The organism is Mesorhizobium sp. M0276 (genome assembly GCF_040321755.1).
GTDB lineage: Bacteria > Pseudomonadota > Alphaproteobacteria > Rhizobiales > Rhizobiaceae > Mesorhizobium.
Genome location: NZ_JAMYSC010000023.1, coordinates 1 through 17,288, shown reverse-complemented (window position 1 = coordinate 17,288; position 17,288 = coordinate 1). Strand labels below are relative to the sequence as shown.

Annotated in this window: 16 protein-coding genes; 12 read left to right on the top strand and 4 right to left on the bottom strand. The window is 62.6% G+C overall.

The window, feature by feature from the left end; genetic code table 11:
- The first annotated feature begins 193 nt into the window (after window positions 1-193).
- The 11 genes from NKJ01_RS18935 (at window position 194) to NKJ01_RS18885 (ending at window position 9,378) form a co-directional block, all read left to right on the top strand.
- Window positions 194-1,462 (top strand): ABC transporter substrate-binding protein, encoded by a 1,269-nt coding sequence (locus NKJ01_RS18935; protein ID WP_352730078.1) that lies wholly within the window; start codon window positions 194-196, stop codon window positions 1,460-1,462.
- Window positions 1,463-1,514: 52 nt separating this feature from the next.
- Window positions 1,515-2,477 (top strand): carbohydrate ABC transporter permease, encoded by a 963-nt coding sequence (locus NKJ01_RS18930; protein WP_352730076.1) that lies wholly within the window; start codon window positions 1,515-1,517, stop codon window positions 2,475-2,477.
- A 1-nt stretch (window position 2,478) separates the two neighbouring features.
- A complete protein-coding gene (locus NKJ01_RS18925) occupies window positions 2,479-3,303 on the top strand; it encodes a carbohydrate ABC transporter permease (RefSeq protein WP_352730074.1) in 825 nt (274 codons plus the stop codon).
- A 152-nt stretch (window positions 3,304-3,455) separates the two neighbouring features.
- A complete protein-coding gene (locus tag NKJ01_RS18920; RefSeq protein ID WP_352730072.1) occupies window positions 3,456-3,881 on the top strand; it encodes a lysozyme inhibitor LprI family protein in 426 nt (141 codons plus the stop codon).
- 134 nt (window positions 3,882-4,015) lie between these two features.
- The gene (locus NKJ01_RS18915; RefSeq protein WP_352730070.1) at window positions 4,016-4,759 is read left to right on the top strand and encodes a DUF899 family protein; all 744 of its coding nucleotides are present in this window, start codon (window positions 4,016-4,018) and stop codon (window positions 4,757-4,759) included.
- 95 nt (window positions 4,760-4,854) lie between these two features.
- Window positions 4,855-5,400: a DUF4142 domain-containing protein gene (locus NKJ01_RS18910; RefSeq protein WP_352730068.1), complete on the top strand. Its 546-nt coding sequence runs from the start codon at window positions 4,855-4,857 to the stop codon at window positions 5,398-5,400.
- A gap of 185 nt (window positions 5,401-5,585) precedes the next feature.
- On the top strand, window positions 5,586-5,975 hold the full coding sequence (locus tag NKJ01_RS18905; RefSeq protein ID WP_352730066.1) for a DUF6152 family protein: 390 nt from the start codon (window positions 5,586-5,588) through the stop codon (window positions 5,973-5,975).
- Complete coding sequence (locus NKJ01_RS18900; RefSeq protein WP_352730064.1) at window positions 5,976-6,437, top strand: DUF6644 family protein; 462 nt, start codon at window positions 5,976-5,978, stop codon at window positions 6,435-6,437.
- A 102-nt stretch (window positions 6,438-6,539) separates the two neighbouring features.
- Entirely contained in the window at window positions 6,540-6,932 is a 393-nt protein-coding gene (locus NKJ01_RS18895; RefSeq protein WP_352730063.1) for a RidA family protein, read from the top strand.
- Between the two features lie 246 nt (window positions 6,933-7,178).
- A complete protein-coding gene (locus NKJ01_RS18890; RefSeq protein ID WP_352730061.1) occupies window positions 7,179-7,571 on the top strand; it encodes a RidA family protein in 393 nt (130 codons plus the stop codon).
- Between the two features lie 199 nt (window positions 7,572-7,770).
- Window positions 7,771-9,378: an AAA family ATPase gene (locus NKJ01_RS18885; protein ID WP_352730059.1), complete on the top strand. Its 1,608-nt coding sequence runs from the start codon at window positions 7,771-7,773 to the stop codon at window positions 9,376-9,378.
- Window positions 9,379-9,629: 251 nt separating this feature from the next.
- Here the strand turns inward: NKJ01_RS18885 and carB are convergent, their stop codons facing one another.
- The 4 genes from carB to NKJ01_RS18865 all read right to left on the bottom strand — a co-directional run bounded on the left by carB (window position 9,630) and on the right by NKJ01_RS18865 (window position 15,678).
- On the bottom strand, window positions 9,630-13,133 hold the full coding sequence (carB, locus tag NKJ01_RS18880; RefSeq protein WP_352730057.1) for a carbamoyl-phosphate synthase large subunit: 3,504 nt from the start codon (window positions 13,131-13,133) through the stop codon (window positions 9,630-9,632).
- Window positions 13,134-13,357: 224 nt separating this feature from the next.
- Window positions 13,358-14,251 carry an SH3 domain-containing protein gene (locus NKJ01_RS18875; protein WP_352730055.1) on the bottom strand — a complete coding sequence of 298 codons (894 nt, stop codon included), beginning with the start codon at window positions 14,249-14,251 and terminating at the stop codon, window positions 13,358-13,360.
- A gap of 245 nt (window positions 14,252-14,496) precedes the next feature.
- On the bottom strand, window positions 14,497-15,255 hold the full coding sequence (locus NKJ01_RS18870; RefSeq protein ID WP_352730053.1) for a metallophosphoesterase family protein: 759 nt from the start codon (window positions 15,253-15,255) through the stop codon (window positions 14,497-14,499).
- 66 nt (window positions 15,256-15,321) lie between these two features.
- Window positions 15,322-15,678, bottom strand: coding sequence for an ArsR/SmtB family transcription factor (locus NKJ01_RS18865; protein ID WP_352608474.1), 357 nt, complete (start codon window positions 15,676-15,678; stop codon window positions 15,322-15,324).
- 190 nt (window positions 15,679-15,868) lie between these two features.
- On the opposite strand from NKJ01_RS18865, the gene NKJ01_RS18860 reads away from it, so the two are divergent.
- On the top strand, window positions 15,869-17,047 hold the full coding sequence (locus NKJ01_RS18860) for an MFS transporter (RefSeq protein WP_352730051.1): 1,179 nt from the start codon (window positions 15,869-15,871) through the stop codon (window positions 17,045-17,047).
- Window positions 17,048-17,288: the final 241 nt, after the last annotated feature.

The following is a 17,288-nucleotide window of genomic DNA, read 5'->3' as shown; positions in this document are numbered from 1 at the left end:
CCGGCTTTGAACGACATCCGGCTGCGCAAGATCCTCGACGAGACGCTGGTTCCGCCGCACGCCTGAAACCGTTCCAGCCGCGTGATTTGGGAACTCAAAGCGTCGCTCCGCATTCATTGCAGGGTGGGGTCTGACAAGCTGCCGGTTCGTGGGAGGATTTTCCGTCGCCGGCGGCGGAGGGACATCCACCACCATGAAGCTTTTTCACGCATTTCTGGCGCTCGGCATGGCCGCCATGCTGGTCGGTACGCCCGCGCAGGCCGTCGAGCTGTCGATCGTGTCGGGCGATACGGGCGACGGCATCAAGGTGCTGCGCGAGATCCTCGACCGTTACGAGAAGGACAGCGGCAACAAAGTCGGCATCGTCGTCATGCCGACGTCCGGGACCGACCAGTTCGGCCAATACCGGCTTTGGCTCGCCGCGGGAAACAGCGACATCGACGTCTATCAGACGGACGTGATCTGGGCGCCGCAGCTCGCCAGCCAGCTGGTCGATCTGACCGCCGCGACCAAGGATGTCGTCGGCGCCCATTTCCCGTCGATCATCCAGTCGCAGACGGTCAACGGCAAGCTCGTCGCGCTGCCGATCTTCACCGATGCGCCGGCGCTCTACTACCGCAAGGATCTGCTCGACAAATACGGCGCCAAGGTGCCGACGACCTGGAAGGAGCTGGCAGACACCGCCAAGCTGGTCATGGACAGGGAGCGTGCGGCGGGCAATCGGGATATCTGGGGCTTCGTCTTCCAGGGCAACGCCTATGAGGGCCTGACCTGCAACGCGCTCGAATGGGTGATGTCGAGTGGCGGCGGCCAGATCATCGAGCCGGACGGCTCCATCTCCATCAACAACCCAAATGCGGCGGCGGTGCTCGATATGGCCAGGGGCTGGGTCGGGACCATCGCGCCGCCCGGCGTGCTTGCCTACCAGGAAGAGGAATCGCGCGGCGTGTGGCAGACCGGCAACGCGGTGTTCATGCGCAACTGGCCCTATGCCTACGCGCTCGGCAACGGCGGGGGCTCGCCGATCAAGGGCAAATTCGACGTGGCGCCGCTGCCGGCCGGCACGGGCGAAGGCGCCCGGCCGATCGCGACGCTGGGCGGTTGGAACCTCGCCGTCTCCAAATATTCGAAGCATCGGGATGCCGCGATCGAGCTGGTCAAGTTCATCGCCTCGCCCGCGATGCAGAAATACCGCACGCTGAAGACGTCCAACCTGCCGACCATCCAGGCGCTGTATGACGATGCCGACATCGCCCGGCAACAGCCGATCGTTCCGCGCTGGAAGCAGATCTTTCTCAACGCGGTGCCGCGCCCCTCGGCCGCGACCAGGATCAAATACAACGAGGCGTCGAGCCAGTTCTGGAACGCCGTTCACAACACGCTCTCGGGCGACGGCACTGCCACCGACAATCTGGCCGACCTCGAAGCAATGCTGACCAAGCTGAAGGGCCGAGGCTGGTGACGCGACGATGCTGGGGCATCCGCCTGGCGGAGCCGCAACGAGCGGGTGCGAGATGATAAGAATGGAACCTGAAACAGCCAGGGCTGCGCACTCGTCGTTGACGGCTCAGCGCGTTCGCTCGGCCTGGCTTTTCCTGACGCCAATGCTTCTGGTGCTCGCCGCGGCGGCCGGCTGGCCGCTCGCCCGCACGGTTTACTTCAGCTTCACCGACGCCTCGCTGGCCGACCTCGACGCACGCCAATGGGTCGGCTTCGCCAATTATTTCTCGGTGTTCAGCATGCCGAGCGGGCGGGTCCTCTACGATGGTCTGCTGGTTGATCCGGTCTGGTGGCGTGCCGTCTGGAATACGGCGCGCTTCGCGGTGATCTCGGTTACCTGCGAGACGATCCTCGGCATGATCGTTGCCCTGGTTCTCAATGCCAAATTCCCTGGTCGCGGCATCGTCAGGGCGGCGATCCTGATCCCCTGGGCCATTCCGACGATCGTCTCGGCGAAGATGTGGCAGTGGATGCTCAACGACCAGTTCGGCATCATCAACGTCGTGTTGCTCAACCTCGGCCTGACCAGCGCCAAGATCGCCTGGACGGCCAACGCCGACACGGCGATGGTGGCGATCCTCATCGTCGATATCTGGAAAACGACACCATTCATGGCGCTGCTCATCCTGGCCGCGCTGCAGATGCTGCCGAGGGAGATCATCGAGGTCGCCAGACTCGACGGCGCCAACCCGTGGCAGATCTTCTGGTGGGTGACGTTGCCGCTCATCCGTCCGGCGGTGATGGTGGCCGTGATCTTCCGCGCGCTCGACGCGCTGCGCATCTTCGACCTGATCTATGTGCTGACGCCCAACAATGTGCACACCAAGTCGATGTCGGTGTTCGCCCGCGAGAACCTGTTCGAGTTCGACAAGTTCGCCTATGGCTCCGCCGCCTCGACCTTGCTCTTCCTCATCCTCGCCTTGCTCACCATCGCCTATATCCGGATCGGCCGGATAAGCCTGGACGGAGGCCGCTGACATGTGGATCCTGAAGCGCACGGCCTTTTATCTGCTGGTCGGCGCAATCGTCTTCGTCGCGGTGTTCCCGTTCTACTACGCCATCGTCACCAGCCTGAAATCGGGCACCGACCTGTTCCGGGCCGATCTGTGGCCGACGACGGTCAGTCTTGCCAACTACCGGAATGTGCTGACCGAGGGCAGCTTCGTGCGCAATCTCATAAATTCGCTGTTCGTCTCGGGCGCGGTCGTCGCGCTGTCGCTGTTGCTCGGCGTCACATCAGCCTATGCGCTGGCACGCATCCGGTTTCGCGGCCGCTCGGCCCTGCTGTTCACCATCCTGTCGGTCTCGATGTTCCCGCAGGTGGCGCTGCTGGCCGGGCTGTTCGAATTGGTCCGCATGTTCGGCCTCTACAATTCGCTGTTCGCGCTGATCTTCTCCTACATGATCTTCACCTTGCCCTTCACCGTCTGGGTGCTCACAACCTTCGTCCGCGACCTGCCGGTCGAGGTCGAGGAGGCGGCGATCCTCGACGGCGCGACGCCGTGGATCATCATCACGCAAGTGTTCCTGCCACTGATGTGGCCGGCGCTGGCGACCACCGGGCTGCTGGCCTTCATCGGTGCGTGGAACGAGTTCCTCTTTGCCCTGACATTCACCTCCAACAACGCGCAGCGGACCGTGCCGGTGGCGATCGCGCTGCTCTCCGGCAACTCGCAGTTCGAGATCCCATGGGGCAACATCATGGCAGCGTCGGTGATCGTCACGGCGCCGCTGGTGGTGCTGGTCCTGATCTTCCAGCGCAAGATCGTCTCCGGTCTCACCGCCGGTGGCGTCAAGGGGTGAGGCGGCAGTCAACCTGCGGCGCGTCTTGCCGAGCTGCCGCGAGAACCGGGCAAGTAAAGGAACTGTCCACCAACGCGGCAGGCCGCATCTTGCCTGCACTCGGCCGGTTGCTAAGCTTCGCCGGCGTGGGGCGTTGCTGAACCGGAGGAAACATGATGCGGTTTCTGCTCTCCAGCCTTGCCACCCTGATACTCGCCGTTCCGCTCTATGCCGGCACCGCGCGGGCCGCCGACGACTGCGCCAACGCGCAGGACCAGGCGACCATGAACGAATGCGCCGGCAAGGCATTCGACGCCGCCGACAAGAAGCTCAACGACGCCTACCGGCAGATCGAGGGCAGGCTGAAGGACAATGCGGCGTCGAAGAAGCTGCTGGTCAATGCGCAGCGCGCCTGGATCGCTTTCCGCGACGCCGAATGCAATTTCCAGGGTGGCCCGCCTGCCGATGCGGGCAGCATGTATCCGATGGTCGTGGCTTCCTGCCGGGCGTCCCTCACCAACAGCAGGCTGAAGGACCTGCAAGGCTACCTCAATTGCAAGGATGCCGACACCGACTGCCCTGTGCCCCAAGCGCGGTAGCGTCCGTCCAATCTTTTCGGGAAGGCTTCGTCGCCGCGCTCCTGCGCAAATGTCGGATCCGACGGCCGCGAGACGTCCTTGGGTCGCAGAGCAACCGTGCCGGGACGCCGGCGCGACGATCCAAGGAGACTGTCATGATCACCTTTCCCAACGAATCCGCCAGATACCGCACCGCGCGTGAAAAACTGCTGCGCAAGGAAATCGAGCTGCGCCGCGCCATGGAGGCCGTGGCCGAGGCACGGCGGGCGCTGCCGCCGGGCGGACTGGTCCGCCAGGACTATGAGTTCGACGAGCTGGACACCGAAGGCAGGCCCGCGAAAATAAAACTGTCGGAGCTGTTCGCGCCGGGCAAGAACAGCCTGATTCTATACAACATGATGTTTCCGCGCCATCCGCAGGAAAAGCGCGACGTGGCCGCCAGCGGCGGCACGGCGAAGCTTGCGCGACAGGACCAGCCATGCCCGTCCTGTACGGCGCTGCTCGACCAGTTCGACGGCGCGGTCGGCCATCTCGAGGCCGCCGGCTTCAATTTCGTCGTGGTGGGCAAGACCGCGCTCGAAAACCTGGTCACGCTCGGCCGCGACAGGGACTGGCGCAACATGCGGCTGGTATCTTCGGCCAACAACAGCTTCAAGCGCGACTACAATGCCGAGGATGCCGACGGCGCGCAGATCCCGCTGCTGTCGGTATTCCATCGTGACGCGGATGGCATCCGCCATTTCTGGTCTTCCGAGCTCGGCTTCGCGGCACCGGAGCCCGACCAGGACCCGCGCGCCATCGGCACCTGCGAGATCCTGTGGAACCTGATGGATTTCACGCCGGAAGGCCGGCCGAACTGGCACGAACAGCTGCAATATGGCGAGGCTTGCTGCCATTGAAGTGCCGTCGTTTGGCGAGAAAAGATGTCCGCGCAACCTCGTCGCTTTAACCGCGTTGGATTGTCCGAGGGATAGTTCAAACCCGGAGACATGCCATGAAGCCCCTTCTTGTCCTTACCGCCGCGGCATTGCTGGGCGGCGCGCCCGCCTTTGCCCAATCGACGACGGTCGCGCCGCTTGTCGCCACGACCAAGGTCGACACTTCGACCTTCATCAAAATGGTGCCAAGCGCCAATGAGTTCGAGATCCAGTCCAGCAAGCTCGCCGAGCAACAGGCGACCGACGCCGATGTCAAGGCATTCGCCAAGCAGATGATCGCCGATCACACCAAGGCCGGCGAGGATTTCAAGACGGCTCTCAGCCTGGGCCAGACAACCTCGGCCACGGCGCCTTCCGGTCCGGCATTGCAGCCCAAGGAGCAGAAGATGCTCGATGAGCTGAAGGGCGCAACCGGCGGTCAGTTCCAGGCGAAATACATCGAGATGCAGACCAACGCCCACAAGGAAGCCGTCGCGCTGTTCAGCGCCTATGCAAAGTCGGGCGACGAGCCGGCGATGAAGGAATTCGCCAAGAAGACGCTGCCGACGCTGAAGATGCACGAAAGGCACGTAAAGGAACTGGCGGTCGCGCACCAGGGTTGAAGGCGGTTCAAGTCCGCGCTCTACGGGGGCGCCGTAGAGTGCTGCGGTGAACGCCAGCCCGTTTGGCAAAACCAAGCATCACAAGTGGGCGCCTAGCCGTGCCGGTCTTTCGCCCGATGTGATTTGACCTTGCCGTGCCGCGTCCTACTCTCGATTGCCTGCTGAACGAACCGAGGAGACGAGTGATGCAGTCACCTTTCAACGCAATTCGCGGCGTCGCGCTGACGGTGGCCGTGATCCTCGCCGCCGGCACCGCGGCCTATGCCCATCATGGCTGGTCGTGGACGCAGGACGGCTTTTTCGAACTCAGGGGCAAGATCACGGCCATCTATATCGGCAATCCGCATGCCACGCTGGATGTCGACGCCGAGGGACAGGCCTGGCGGGTGGAGTTGGCGCCGGCATCCCGAACGATCGCCGCCGGCTTCACGGAGGATGTTGCCAAGGTCGGCGACGAGGTAACCGCGATCGGCAACCGCTCGCTCGAGGCGACCGAAAAGCGCATGAAGGCGGTGCGCATCATCGTCAATGGCGAGACATACGATGTCCATCCAGAGCGTGTGCCACCGGCCTAGATGGCGGAGTTCCTCGCCGGTATCGAGCAACTTGCCTTCGCGCGTTGGCTGAAGGCCTCCTTCGTTGCCTACCCCGTGGTCAATGCGCTCCACATCATGTCGATCGGCGCGCTGCTGACCAGCGTCGTTCTGATGGACCTCAGGATCTGCGGCGCCTTCCGCTCGCTGCCGTATGCGGCATTCGTCGCGCTGCTGCGCCGGATCGCATTGGCGGCGTTCGCGGGTGCGCTTGTCACAGGCTCGCTGCTGTTTTCGGTGAGGGCGAGCACCTATGCGGCGATGCCGATCTTCCTCGCCAAGATGACACTCATCCTTGTTGCCGGCGTCAACCTGCTCGCCTTCCTGCGCCTTTGCCGCGCGACAGGCAGCGACGAACCGGCAGGCGGGACCGCCCTGGCCGTGCTTTCGATTCTGCTGTGGACTTCAGTGCTTTTCGCCGGACGGTTCATCGGTTTTCTCTAGCGCCGCATCTTCCTTCTCCCACAGGGGGAGAAGGGAAGGGAAGAACGGCGCTGGCGTTCCGCCCGTGCCAGGATAAGCTCCTGCAAACAAGGGAGGATTGCCATGAAGAAGGAAATCATCGAAGTGCCGGTGCTGTCGGCGGCCGTGCGGGCGCTTGGCTTGCCGCTGTCGCTGGTGACCAGGGCCGCCGGGCTGGTCTTCGTGTCCGGCATGCCGCCGCTCGATATTGCGACCGGCAGGCTGGTCAAGGGCGACATCGAAACCCAGACCGAGGCGTCGCTGAAGGCGCTGAAGCATTGCCTGGAAGCGGCGGGTACTTCGCTCGACAACGTGGTGATGGTGCGCATCTACGCCGTCAATTCCGGCTTCTACAACGCCATCAACCGGGTCTATGCCAGGCATTTTCCCGAAAACCCGCCGTCGCGGACCTTCGTGCCGGTGGCGTCGTGGCCGATGGAGTTCGATATCGAGATCGAGTGCGTGGCGACGGGTTGAGGCCTGGACCATGCGTCGGCGCTGGCGTTCCGCCAGTGCCGGGACAAGCTCCCTGAAATCAGAGGTTCACGCAAAAGACCCCCTCATCCGACCGCTGCGCGGCCACCTTCTCCCCGCTGGGGAGAAGAGGAAGGCGCCGACGTTGCAAGTCTCCTCTCCCCTCGGGGAGAGGTCAGCCGAGCGAAGCGGAGGCTGGGTGAGGGGGCCTTTGCGCCAACCTGTCCAACAAAGGGGAGGAGAACCACCATGAAGAAAGAAATCATCGAAGTGCCGGTCATGTCGGACAAGGTGCGGGCGCTCGGCCTTCCCTGCTCGACAGCGGTCAAGGCCAACGGCTTCGTGTTCATCTCGGCGACACCGCCGGTGGACATGGTGACCGGCGAGATGGTGCGCGGAGATATCGAAACGCAGACCGAGGCGTCGCTCAAGGCGCTGAAACACTGCCTGGAAGCGGCCGGCACTTCGCTGGACAACGTGGTGATGGTGCGCATCTACGCCGTCAATTCGGGCTTCTACAACGCCATCAACCGGGTCTATGCGAAGTATTTTTCGACGAACCCGCCGGCGCGGAGTTTTGTGCCGGTGGCTTCTTGGCCGATGGAGTTTGATATCGAGATCGAGTGCGTGGCAGTGGCGTGAGTGTCGGTAGTGTTGAAAACTCAATGCGTGATATCCCCAGGAATAGCGGAAATGACCTTTCCGACGTTCGTATCAGCCGCTGGGAACGTCGGCTTCGAATCTAAACCTGATGCGCATCAAAATACTTCACACACTTCTCCGAAATTTGTTTTGTGTTAGAACTCGAGGAGCGATGGCAACAATCAACTTGTAGGTATTAATGTTCATCACCAAAATCAGGCTCAAGAACGGCTACAAGCGTTTTCACGATCTCACCATTGATCTAGGCCCGACCCCTGCCCGCATCGTTGCTTTGGTGGGTCCGAACGGTTGCGGAAAGAGCAGCGTGTTGGATGGCCTTCTGCACCACGCAAACGCGCATCAGCAACTTGGACAGCGTAGTGGTCGGGATCCTAGCTACCACTCGATGACCGGAGCGGATTCAAGTTGGCAGGACATAGAGGTTCAATTCGAAGATGGAAACTTCGCTAAAATCCACCAGGCAAGGCAAGCAACCGGGAGCTCAAACACGATCTTTTCGTTCCGCAGTCCATACCGCTACAACAGTCAACTGAAAATCGCAGAGACGAGAGCTGTCCCGGAAATCAAGCTGAACTCGTATGGCGCAGGCGATGCGTCGAGCCTAGATGCCAAAATGGAAGAAAATTACCGGCGTCTTTATGCCGTGTATAATCGTTATCGCGATGACAACGATGTTAAACCGAGTGAAGCTAAAGCCAAAATCATCGGTGATCTAAATGCCTCCATCGAGAGGTGCCTTGATTTGCATATTGACAACATAGGGAATGTGGAGGGGAATAAAGGGACAATTTATTTCAAAAAGAAAGATCATCCAAAGGAGTTTGATTTCAATGTTCTTTCTTCGGGGGAAAAAGAGGTTGTTGATATACTTCTCGATCTTTACTTAAGAAAAGATGATTATCAGGATACGGTATTTCTCATAGATGAACCGGAATTACACATAAATACATCGATACAAGGAAACCTACTTGTAGAAATTGACAGGCTTGTCGGCCCTAACTGTCAGATTTGGCTCACAACGCACAGCATCGGCTTCCTTAAGGCCTTGCAGACAAAGATGCAGGACAAGTGTCAGATCATTCAATTCCGTCCCGAATATAGTCTGGCGTCAGAGCCTCGCACCTTGACGCCAGTCAAGATCGGTCCGGGTACATGGCGCGACCTATTCGCCATCGCGTTGGATGATTTGGCCCATCTCGTGAGCCCGTCGATCATCATTTACTGCGAGGGGAGAGCGGAGCCTGGCGCGGGTGGGCGGGAAAAGGGAATGGATGCGCAGGCCTTCAACAGCATCTTCGCGCAATCCCATCCTGAAGCGCTGTTTACCTCAAGTGGAGGAAATACCGAGCCTGATCAACGCAGCGCGATTGCGCTAGCCGTGCTCGGGAAGGTGTTTCCTACGGTTGCCATCTGGGTACTTAAAGATCGCGACATGGCATCAGGAAAGGCTACGACCGAGAACGATCGACAGGTGTATCTGAGTACAAATCAAAAAAATCACAGAGTTCTTAAGCGATGGGAGATTGAGAATTATCTATACGACAAAGATGTATTGAAAGCGTATTGCCTCGGAGAGGGGCTGGCTTTTGAAGAGGCGGCCTACGATGCCTTCGTAACCGACATTAACGACCAGAATCTCAAGGACGACACGCAGCGAATCAAGAATTTTTGCGGCATTAAAGCCAGTATCAATGCCGACGTTTTCAAGATCGCTCTGTCAAAGTATCTAGTCGCTGAGATGCCAGTATTCCAAGAGCTTAAAGATTGCATCTTTGATCGACTGTAGCCACTTAAGAAGCGCATTCACAGATTGCTGGTTTTCCCTTACGAGTTTTCCATGAGAGATGAGCCAGCTGAAGGGCCGCTTTCCACCGTTTTCCGCCGTTGTCATTGAATACGAAGCATTAGATTTCAACAATGGCCAGACGAGCGTCGTGGACGCAGCATTCTTGATGCTGGGGTCTCAATGTCGGCGCCGTCCCTCATCTGCCTGCCGGCACGTTCTCCCCCTTGAACGGGGAGAAGGGAGCTAATCGCTTAAGCAAAATACTCCTGCAGCGGCCTCACCTCCAGGCTCCCCGCCTTCAGCGCCGCAATCGCTTCCGCCACAGCCGCGGCACCCGATAGCGTCGTGTAATACGGCACCTTCTGCATCAGCGTGGCGCGGCGCAGCGATTTCGAGTCCGATACCGCCTTCTGGCCATCTGTGGTGTTGAAGACGATCTGCACCTGGCGGTTGCGGATGGCGTCTTCGATGTGGGGGCGGCCTTCCAGGACCTTGTTTATTTTCTCGGCGACGACGCCGTTTTCCGCGAGAAAGCGCTGCGTGCCTGAGGTCGCCAGCACCTTGAAGCCGAGGCCGGCGAGGCGCTTGACCGCCGGCAATATGCCCTTCTTGTCCTCGTCGCGCACCGAGACGAACAGCGTGCCGGAGCGCGGCAGGTCGACGCCGGCGCCGAGCTGGCTCTTGGCGAAGGCGAGCGCAAAATCGCGGTCGAGGCCCATGACCTCGCCGGTCGAGCGCATTTCCGGGCCGAGCAATATGTCGACGCCGGGGAAGCGGGCGAAGGGGAACACCGCTTCCTTGACCGCGATGTGACCGGGGTTCCTGGGGTCGGGCATGGCGCCGTAATGGGCGAAGGCGTCTTCCAGTTTCTCGCCGGCCATGATGCGGGCAGCAATTTTCGCGATCGGTCGGCCGATGGTCTTGGCGACGAAGGGCACGGTGCGCGACGCGCGCGGGTTGACCTCCAGCACATAGACCGTGCCGTCCTTGATCGCGTACTGCACGTTCATCAGGCCGCCGACATTGAGCGCGCGGGCAAGGGCTGCCGTCTGGCGCTCCAGCTCGTCGACCAGTTCCGAAGGCAGCGAGTGCACCGGCAGCGAGCAGGCACTGTCGCCCGAATGGATGCCGGCTTCCTCGATATGCTCCAATATGCCGGAGACGAAGGTGTCCTTGCCGTCGCAGAGGCAATCGACATCGACCTCGATGGCGCCACTGAGATAGGTATCGAACAGCAGCGGGTTCTTGCCCAAGAGCGTGTTGATCTGGCCGGTCTTGTCGTTGGGGTATTTCTGCTTGATGTCCTCCGGCACCAGGCCGGGCACGGTGTCGAGCAAATAGGTTTGCAGCATGCCCTCGCTGTGGATGATCTGCATGGCACGGCCGCCGAGCACATAGGAGGGGCGCACCACCAGCGGGAAACCGAGCTCGCCGGCGACGAGGCGGGCCTGCTCGACCGAATAGGCAATGCCGTTCTTTGGCTGGCTGAGGCCGAGCTTGTGCAGCAGCTTCTGGAAGCGGTCGCGGTCCTCGGCCAGATCGATCATGTCGGGCGAGGTGCCGAGGATCGGGATGCCGGCTTTTTCGAGCGCATCGGCCAGCTTCAGCGGCGTCTGGCCGCCGAACTGGACGATGACGCCGACCAGTTCGCCCGACGCCTGTTCGGCGCGCAGGATCTCCAGCACGTCCTCCGCCGTCAGCGGCTCGAAATAGAGCCGGTCCGAGGTGTCGTAGTCGGTCGAGACCGTCTCCGGGTTGCAGTTGATCATGATCGCCTCATAGCCGGCATCGCGCAGCGCAAAGGCGGCATGGCAGCAGCAATAGTCGAACTCGATGCCCTGGCCGATGCGGTTGGGGCCGCCACCGAGGATGACGACTTTCTTGCGCGACGAGACCTGCGCCTCGTTGGCGAGCGCGCCGGCAAACGGCACTTCATAGGTCGAGTACATGTAAGCGGTGGGCGAGGCGAACTCGGCCGCGCAAGTGTCGATGCGCTTGTAGACCGGATGAACGTCGAGCTTTTCACGCGCCTTCTCGATCACTTCGATGTCGGTTCGGGTCAGCGACGCCAGGCGGGCGTCCGAAAAACCCATCGCTTTCAGCATACGCAGGTTGACGGCATCCTCGGGGATGCCGTGCTCGCGGATGCGGGCCTCCATGGCCAGGATGCCGGCGATCTGCTCGAGGAACCACGGGTCGATCTTGCACATGGCGTGCACGTCTTCCAGCGAGGTGCCCATGCGGATCGCCTGCGCCACCATGCGCAGCCGGTCGGGCGTCGGCGTGCCGAGTGCTGCGCGGATGGCATTGCGGTCGTCGGCATGGTTGGCGGTCGCAGCACCGTAACCGAGGCCGGGGATCTCGATCTCGTCGAGGCCGGTGAGGCCGGTTTCGAGGCCGCGTAGCGCCTTCTGCAGCGATTCCTGGAAGGTGCGGCCGATGGCCATGACCTCGCCGACCGACTTCATCGCGGTGGTGAGCACCGGCTCGGCGCCGGGGAACTTTTCAAACGCAAAGCGCGGGATTTTCGTCACGACATAGTCGATGCTGGGTTCGAACGAGGCTGGCGTCGCGCCGCCGGTGATGTCGTTCTCCAGCTCGTCCAGCGTGTAGCCGACGGCGAGCTTGGCCGCGATCTTGGCAATCGGGAAACCGGTCGCCTTCGAAGCCAAGGCGGAGCTGCGCGAGACGCGCGGGTTCATCTCGATGACGACGAGCCTTCCGTCCGCAGGATTGACGGCGAACTGCACGTTGGAGCCGCCGGTCTCGACGCCGATCTCGCGCAGCACCGCGATCGAGGCGTTGCGCATCATCTGGTACTCTTTGTCGGTCAAGGTCAGGGCAGGGGCGACGGTGATCGAATCGCCGGTGTGCACGCCCATCGGGTCGATGTTCTCGATCGAGCAGACGATGATGCAATTGTCCGCCTTGTCGCGGACAACCTCCATCTCATACTCCTTCCAGCCGAGCACGCTTTCCTCGATCAGCACTTCGGTGGTCGGCGAGGCGTCGAGGCCGGACTGGACGATCTCGTAGAATTCGGCGCGGTTGTAGGCGATGCCGCCGCCGGTGCCGCCCATGGTGAAGGATGGGCGGATGATTGCGGGCAGGCCGACATGGTCGAGCGCCTGGGCTGCAATCGCCATGCCATGACTGATGTAGCGCTGCTTGCGGTCGCCTTCGCCGAGGTTCCAGCGGGTTTCCAGCGCATCGAGCGCGGCGTCGAGATCGGCCGGCTTCTCGGCTTTCAGCGCGGCGCGCTCGGCCTCGTGCGTCTTGCGGTCGGTGTTCTTGACGTCGGTGGCGTTGGCCAGCATCGACTTCGGCGTCTCCAAGCCGATCTTCTTCATCGCCTCGCGAAACAGCGCGCGGTCCTCGGCCTTGTCGATGGCCGTGGCGTCGGCGCCGATCATCTCGACATTGTAGCGCTCCAGCACGCCCATGCGGCGCAGCGACAGAGCGGTGTTGAGCGCGGTCTGGCCGCCCATGGTCGGCAGCAGCGCGTCGGGCCGCTCCTTGGCGATGATCTTGGCCACCACTTCAGGCGTGATTGGCTCGATATAGGTGGCGTCGGCCAATTCCGGGTCGGTCATGATGGTGGCCGGGTTGGAATTGACCAGGATGACGCGGAAGCCCTCTTCCTTGAGCGCCTTGCAGGCCTGGGTGCCTGAATAGTCGAACTCGCAGGCCTGGCCGATGACGATGGGGCCGGCCCCGATGATCAGGATCGACTTGATGTCGGTGCGTCTTGGCATGTCACAGGTCCGTTCGGCGGGCGGCTTGCACAAAAAACCGGGACGGGGAGACCCGGCCGGTTGTGCTCGCGATTCTGGTATCAGGCTAGGAGGGCCTTATAGGGAAGAGTTTTGACTGATGTAACCCCGAAAATGCGAGAGAGCAGGGAGTAGGGATTGGGCGGTAGGCAGTACGGGACGTTCAAGCGCCTAATGCCTATTCCCTACTGCCCAATCCCTGATCCCTAATCCCCCAGCGCCAACTGATCCGTGATCTCGAAGCGTTCCGACACCCCGACGCGGATCATGTTGAGGCTGCCTTCTCGGGTGAAGCGGAAGTCGCCGGGCGCGTCGGAGCTGGCCGGCTTGCCGGCGACGAAGGAGATGATGCGCGTGCCGCCATCGGGCCAAGTGACGGTGATGTCGGCCTTGTCGGCGGTGCGCACGGCGCTGACCTTGCAGCGCTGCATCGGCTGGCCGACATAGCGGGCGCAGGGGATCTCGTCGGCGGCAGCAGCGGTCGGCTGTGACGCCGCGGCGTCCTGGACATCTCCTGCAGGCGAGGTTTCGGCCGCCGCCAGTGCCAGGCCATAGGCATCCTGCATGGCGGCGCGGCCGATTTCGGTGGCGGTTTTCGGCATGCTTTCAGTCGCCGGACCGGTGCCGCCAAGCCGCGCCGCCAGGTCGGGCGGCGGCTGGGCCGCAGCCTCAGCGGCGGCTCCGGCGTCCGGCTTGCCCGCCGCGTCGCCAGTGGAGGCAACCACCGGCGCATCCGCCGATTTTGTTTCGCCTTCGACATAGGGGGCCGGATTGAGGGGGACGAGGTAGCGCGCCGGCGCCCAGCCGCTGGCCTTCGCATCGTCGGTTTCAACCTTGCACCACTGATGGCCGTCAATGTCGTTGCAACCGAGATTTTTCACACGTGCGCCACTGGCCAGGCGTGTCTCGGTCTTGCCGACCGGCGATGGCTTGGTGCGGAGATTGAGCAGATCGTCCGGCGCCAGGCCTGTGACGATGGACATGACGAGATCCGGCGCTTCTTCGGCCATGGTGGGGCCGAGGACAGGCCATGCCGCCATCAGCAGCGGAGCGGCAATCAGCGCATGCAGGGTTGTTCGGAGCGTAACTGTGCGCCTCATCGTTTGGCCGTGCGCTGATATCATACCGCGACCGGTCGAGCCCGCCGCGTACCCGGCCGGTTTTATAAGGGACGAGGCGCCGCCATGTAAGCCCGAAAATTCGATCGCGTTCTGGCCGTGCCGTCAGAGGTCCAGCCCGACCAGTTCAGCCTGGCGGCATGAACGCAAGTGCGTTCAGCCAGACATGAGCTTCGCTCAGCCTGATGGCATGAACGCAAGTGCGTTCAGCCAGGCATGAGCTTCGCTCAGTCTGGCATGAACCCCGTCCTGAGCGCGTGGGCCCATTCCGGCCGGTCTGCCTGTTCGGCTTGGCACGCCGCTGCCTCATGGTCGTAGCTGACCGCGATGTTTTCGAAACGGTCGGGCTGGCCCGCGTCACCCAATGTCACGATGCCGTAGCGGGCGTGCGGCGAGCCTTGCTCGGAGACATGCGTAGGCGGTGTCGCATCATCATAGGCGGGGCAGCCGATGCTTCCGGGATTGAAGATGACCGGACCATCGGGGATGCGGATCAGCTCGGCCCGGTGGCTGTGGCCGCACAGTGCGATGCGGCAGCCGGGATCGAGCGGCTTCAGCCGGCGCCGGATCGCCGCCAGCGGAGCGCGCACCAGCTGGCCATTGACGATCGTATCGACGAGATATTTCTCGTCGTGGTCCGGGCGGGCGTGGAAGGCGATCACGCCGGGCGCGATCTCCAGCGTCAGCGGCTGTTCGAAGAGGACTTCGCGCTGCGCCTGTGTCAGCCGCTGCTGCGCATAGACATCGGAGGCCCACATGGTCTCATCGGCCGGGTCGGCGGCGACGCGACGATCGTGGTTGCCGCGCACCGTCGGCAGGTTGAGCGCCTCCAGCCGCGCAAACGTCTCGCGCGGCCATAGCGGGCCGGAAACGCTGTCGCCGAGATTGACGGTCAGGTCCGCGCCGCCGCGCTGGCGCAGATCCTCAAGCACGGCGTCCAACGCCAGCACATTGCCATGGATATCGGCGAGGACGGCAATGCGCATTTTTGGCGGCTCCGTGGGTTGACGAGCGAGAAGGCAGGCCTTGCAGAGCAATCAAGCTTTGCAGGCTTACGCCGGCACGTCGATGTCGTGGGCACCAACCACCGGCAGCGCCGGATCGTCGCCGGCCGCGGCGATGACGCTGTCGAGCAGGCCGGGGAAGCGGGCGTCGAGATCGGCGCGGCGCAGCGTGATCATGCGGTTGGTGCCAACCACTTCGGCGCGGGTGACGCCGGCCTCGCGCAGTTTGGCCAGGTGGTAGCTCAGATTGGTCTTCGAGCCGAGATCGAGGAACCGGCTGCAGTTCAGCGGTACGCCTTCCTTGCTGGCGAGATAGCGCACAATGGCGAGCCGGGTCGGGTCGCCGAGCACGCCGAGCACGATGGGCAGGCTGATCTGGTCCGTATTGGGGTGTGGCAAGGTCATGGCTGGAAACTAAGCGCAGTTTCGGCCGATTTCAACGCATCCATCCCGCCGTAGCCGTCCACACTGTTCTGCGTGATCCATGCTGACACAGGGCTGTCAGGAGGGGTCAGCTAATTTTCCCTCGCTTCATTGACATCATGCCCTTTCCTGTCCAATTGTTCAATAACTGTTGAACTAAGGACATCGCCCCATGGACAAGCGCCTCTTCTGGCTTGCACTAGGATCGTTCACCATCTCGACCGAAGGCTTCGTCATCTCCAGCCTTCTGCCCGACATCGCGGCGGATGCCGGCATCTCCATCCCGCTGGCCGGCACGCTGATCACTGCCTTCGCGCTCGCCTATGCGGTCGGCACGCCGATCCTGGCGACGCTGACCGGCGAATGGGACCGGCGCCGCGTGATCCTGTGGACACTGGTGTTCTTCGTGCTCGGCAATATCGCCGCCGCCTTGAGTTCCTCCTTCGAACTGCTGTTGATCGCGCGCATCGTCATGGCCCTGTCGTCGGGCCTGTTCGCAGCAACTGCGCAGGGCACGGCGGTGGCGCTGGTCGATGACCATCACCGGGCCCGTGCCATCGCCGTCGTCGTCGGCGGCACCACGGTGGCCGTCGCCGTCGGCGCGCCGCTCGGCGCGCTCGTTGCCACCATTGCCGGCTGGCGCGGCACCTTCTTTGCCATCGCCGGCCTTGGCGCGCTTGCGGGCGCGATTCTGTGGTATCGGCTGCCGCAGGGTATCGTTGGCACCAGGCTGCCCTTGAAGCGCAGGCTGGCTGCCGCGCTGCGTCCCGGCGTGATGCCGATCCTGTTGACGACAGTGCTGGCGCTGATCGGCGCCTTCACCGTCTTTGCCTTTGTCGCGCCGCTCGCCATCGAGGGCGGCGGGCTCAGCCAGATCGCGCTGCCCGGCATGCTGCTCGCCTTCGGCGTCGGCGCCGTCATCGGCAACATTGGCGGCGGCCAGGCAGCCGACCGGTTCGGCGCGACCCGCACCGTCGGTTGGTCGTTGGCGCTGAGTGCCGGCATGCTGGTCCTGCTGTCGGTCATCCCGACCTTCCTGCCGCACCATATTGCCGGGCCGGCGCTGATGGCGATGATGGTGCCGTGGGGCATAGTCGGCTGGGCGTTCCCACCGGCGCAGGCGAGCCGCATCATCAAGCTGGCGCCCGATGCCGCCCCGATCGTGCTGTCGCTTAACGCCTCGGCGCTCTACCTGGGCGTCGCGTTGGGTGCCGCGGTCGGCGGCGTCGTGCTGCGCTACGGCGCGCCGGCCGATCTCGGCCTTGTCGCCGCAGCTTTCCCGATCGTCGGGCTCGGCATCCTGCTGGCTGGCCGCTGGGCGGCCAGGACGGTTGCAATGCCGGCTGAGTAGTACGGCCGGCTCAGCTGGCCGGCGGCAGGTCGAAATCGAGCGCGGCGATCTCATCCAGCGCCGCGCTGGCCGCGCGCTACGCGGCTTGAGCTGGCAAGGCTGGTTCGCTTTGCGAACCAGGACCCCCACCCCGCTGCTCCGCAGCGACCCTCCCCACAAGGGCAGGGGAATCGCACATGAGTACAAAGGGACTCTTGTGTGGTGTGCGGAAATCGATTCTGAAAGGACCTCTGGATGATCG

Bases quoted from the DNA above. Each gene is read 5' to 3' on its own strand.
- NKJ01_RS18935 (WP_352730078.1), top strand. From the start codon at position 194: ATGAAGCTTTTTCACGCATTTCTGGCGCTCGGCATGGCCGCCATGCTG.
- NKJ01_RS18930 (WP_352730076.1), top strand. From the start codon at position 1,515: ATGATAAGAATGGAACCTGAAACAGCCAGGGCTGCGCACTCGTCGTTG.
- NKJ01_RS18925 (WP_352730074.1), top strand. From the start codon at position 2,479: ATGTGGATCCTGAAGCGCACGGCCTTTTATCTGCTGGTCGGCGCAATC.
- NKJ01_RS18920 (WP_352730072.1), top strand. From the start codon at position 3,456: ATGATGCGGTTTCTGCTCTCCAGCCTTGCCACCCTGATACTCGCCGTT.
- NKJ01_RS18915 (WP_352730070.1), top strand. From the start codon at position 4,016: ATGATCACCTTTCCCAACGAATCCGCCAGATACCGCACCGCGCGTGAA.
- NKJ01_RS18910 (WP_352730068.1), top strand. From the start codon at position 4,855: ATGAAGCCCCTTCTTGTCCTTACCGCCGCGGCATTGCTGGGCGGCGCG.
- NKJ01_RS18905 (WP_352730066.1), top strand. From the start codon at position 5,586: ATGCAGTCACCTTTCAACGCAATTCGCGGCGTCGCGCTGACGGTGGCC.
- NKJ01_RS18900 (WP_352730064.1), top strand. From the start codon at position 5,976: ATGGCGGAGTTCCTCGCCGGTATCGAGCAACTTGCCTTCGCGCGTTGG.
- NKJ01_RS18895 (WP_352730063.1), top strand. From the start codon at position 6,540: ATGAAGAAGGAAATCATCGAAGTGCCGGTGCTGTCGGCGGCCGTGCGG.
- NKJ01_RS18890 (WP_352730061.1), top strand. From the start codon at position 7,179: ATGAAGAAAGAAATCATCGAAGTGCCGGTCATGTCGGACAAGGTGCGG.
- NKJ01_RS18885 (WP_352730059.1), top strand. From the start codon at position 7,771: ATGTTCATCACCAAAATCAGGCTCAAGAACGGCTACAAGCGTTTTCAC.
- carB (WP_352730057.1), bottom strand. From the start codon at position 13,133: ATGCCAAGACGCACCGACATCAAGTCGATCCTGATCATCGGGGCCGGC.
- NKJ01_RS18875 (WP_352730055.1), bottom strand. From the start codon at position 14,251: ATGAGGCGCACAGTTACGCTCCGAACAACCCTGCATGCGCTGATTGCC.
- NKJ01_RS18870 (WP_352730053.1), bottom strand. From the start codon at position 15,255: ATGCGCATTGCCGTCCTCGCCGATATCCATGGCAATGTGCTGGCGTTG.
- NKJ01_RS18865 (WP_352608474.1), bottom strand. From the start codon at position 15,678: ATGACCTTGCCACACCCCAATACGGACCAGATCAGCCTGCCCATCGTG.
- NKJ01_RS18860 (WP_352730051.1), top strand. From the start codon at position 15,869: ATGGACAAGCGCCTCTTCTGGCTTGCACTAGGATCGTTCACCATCTCG.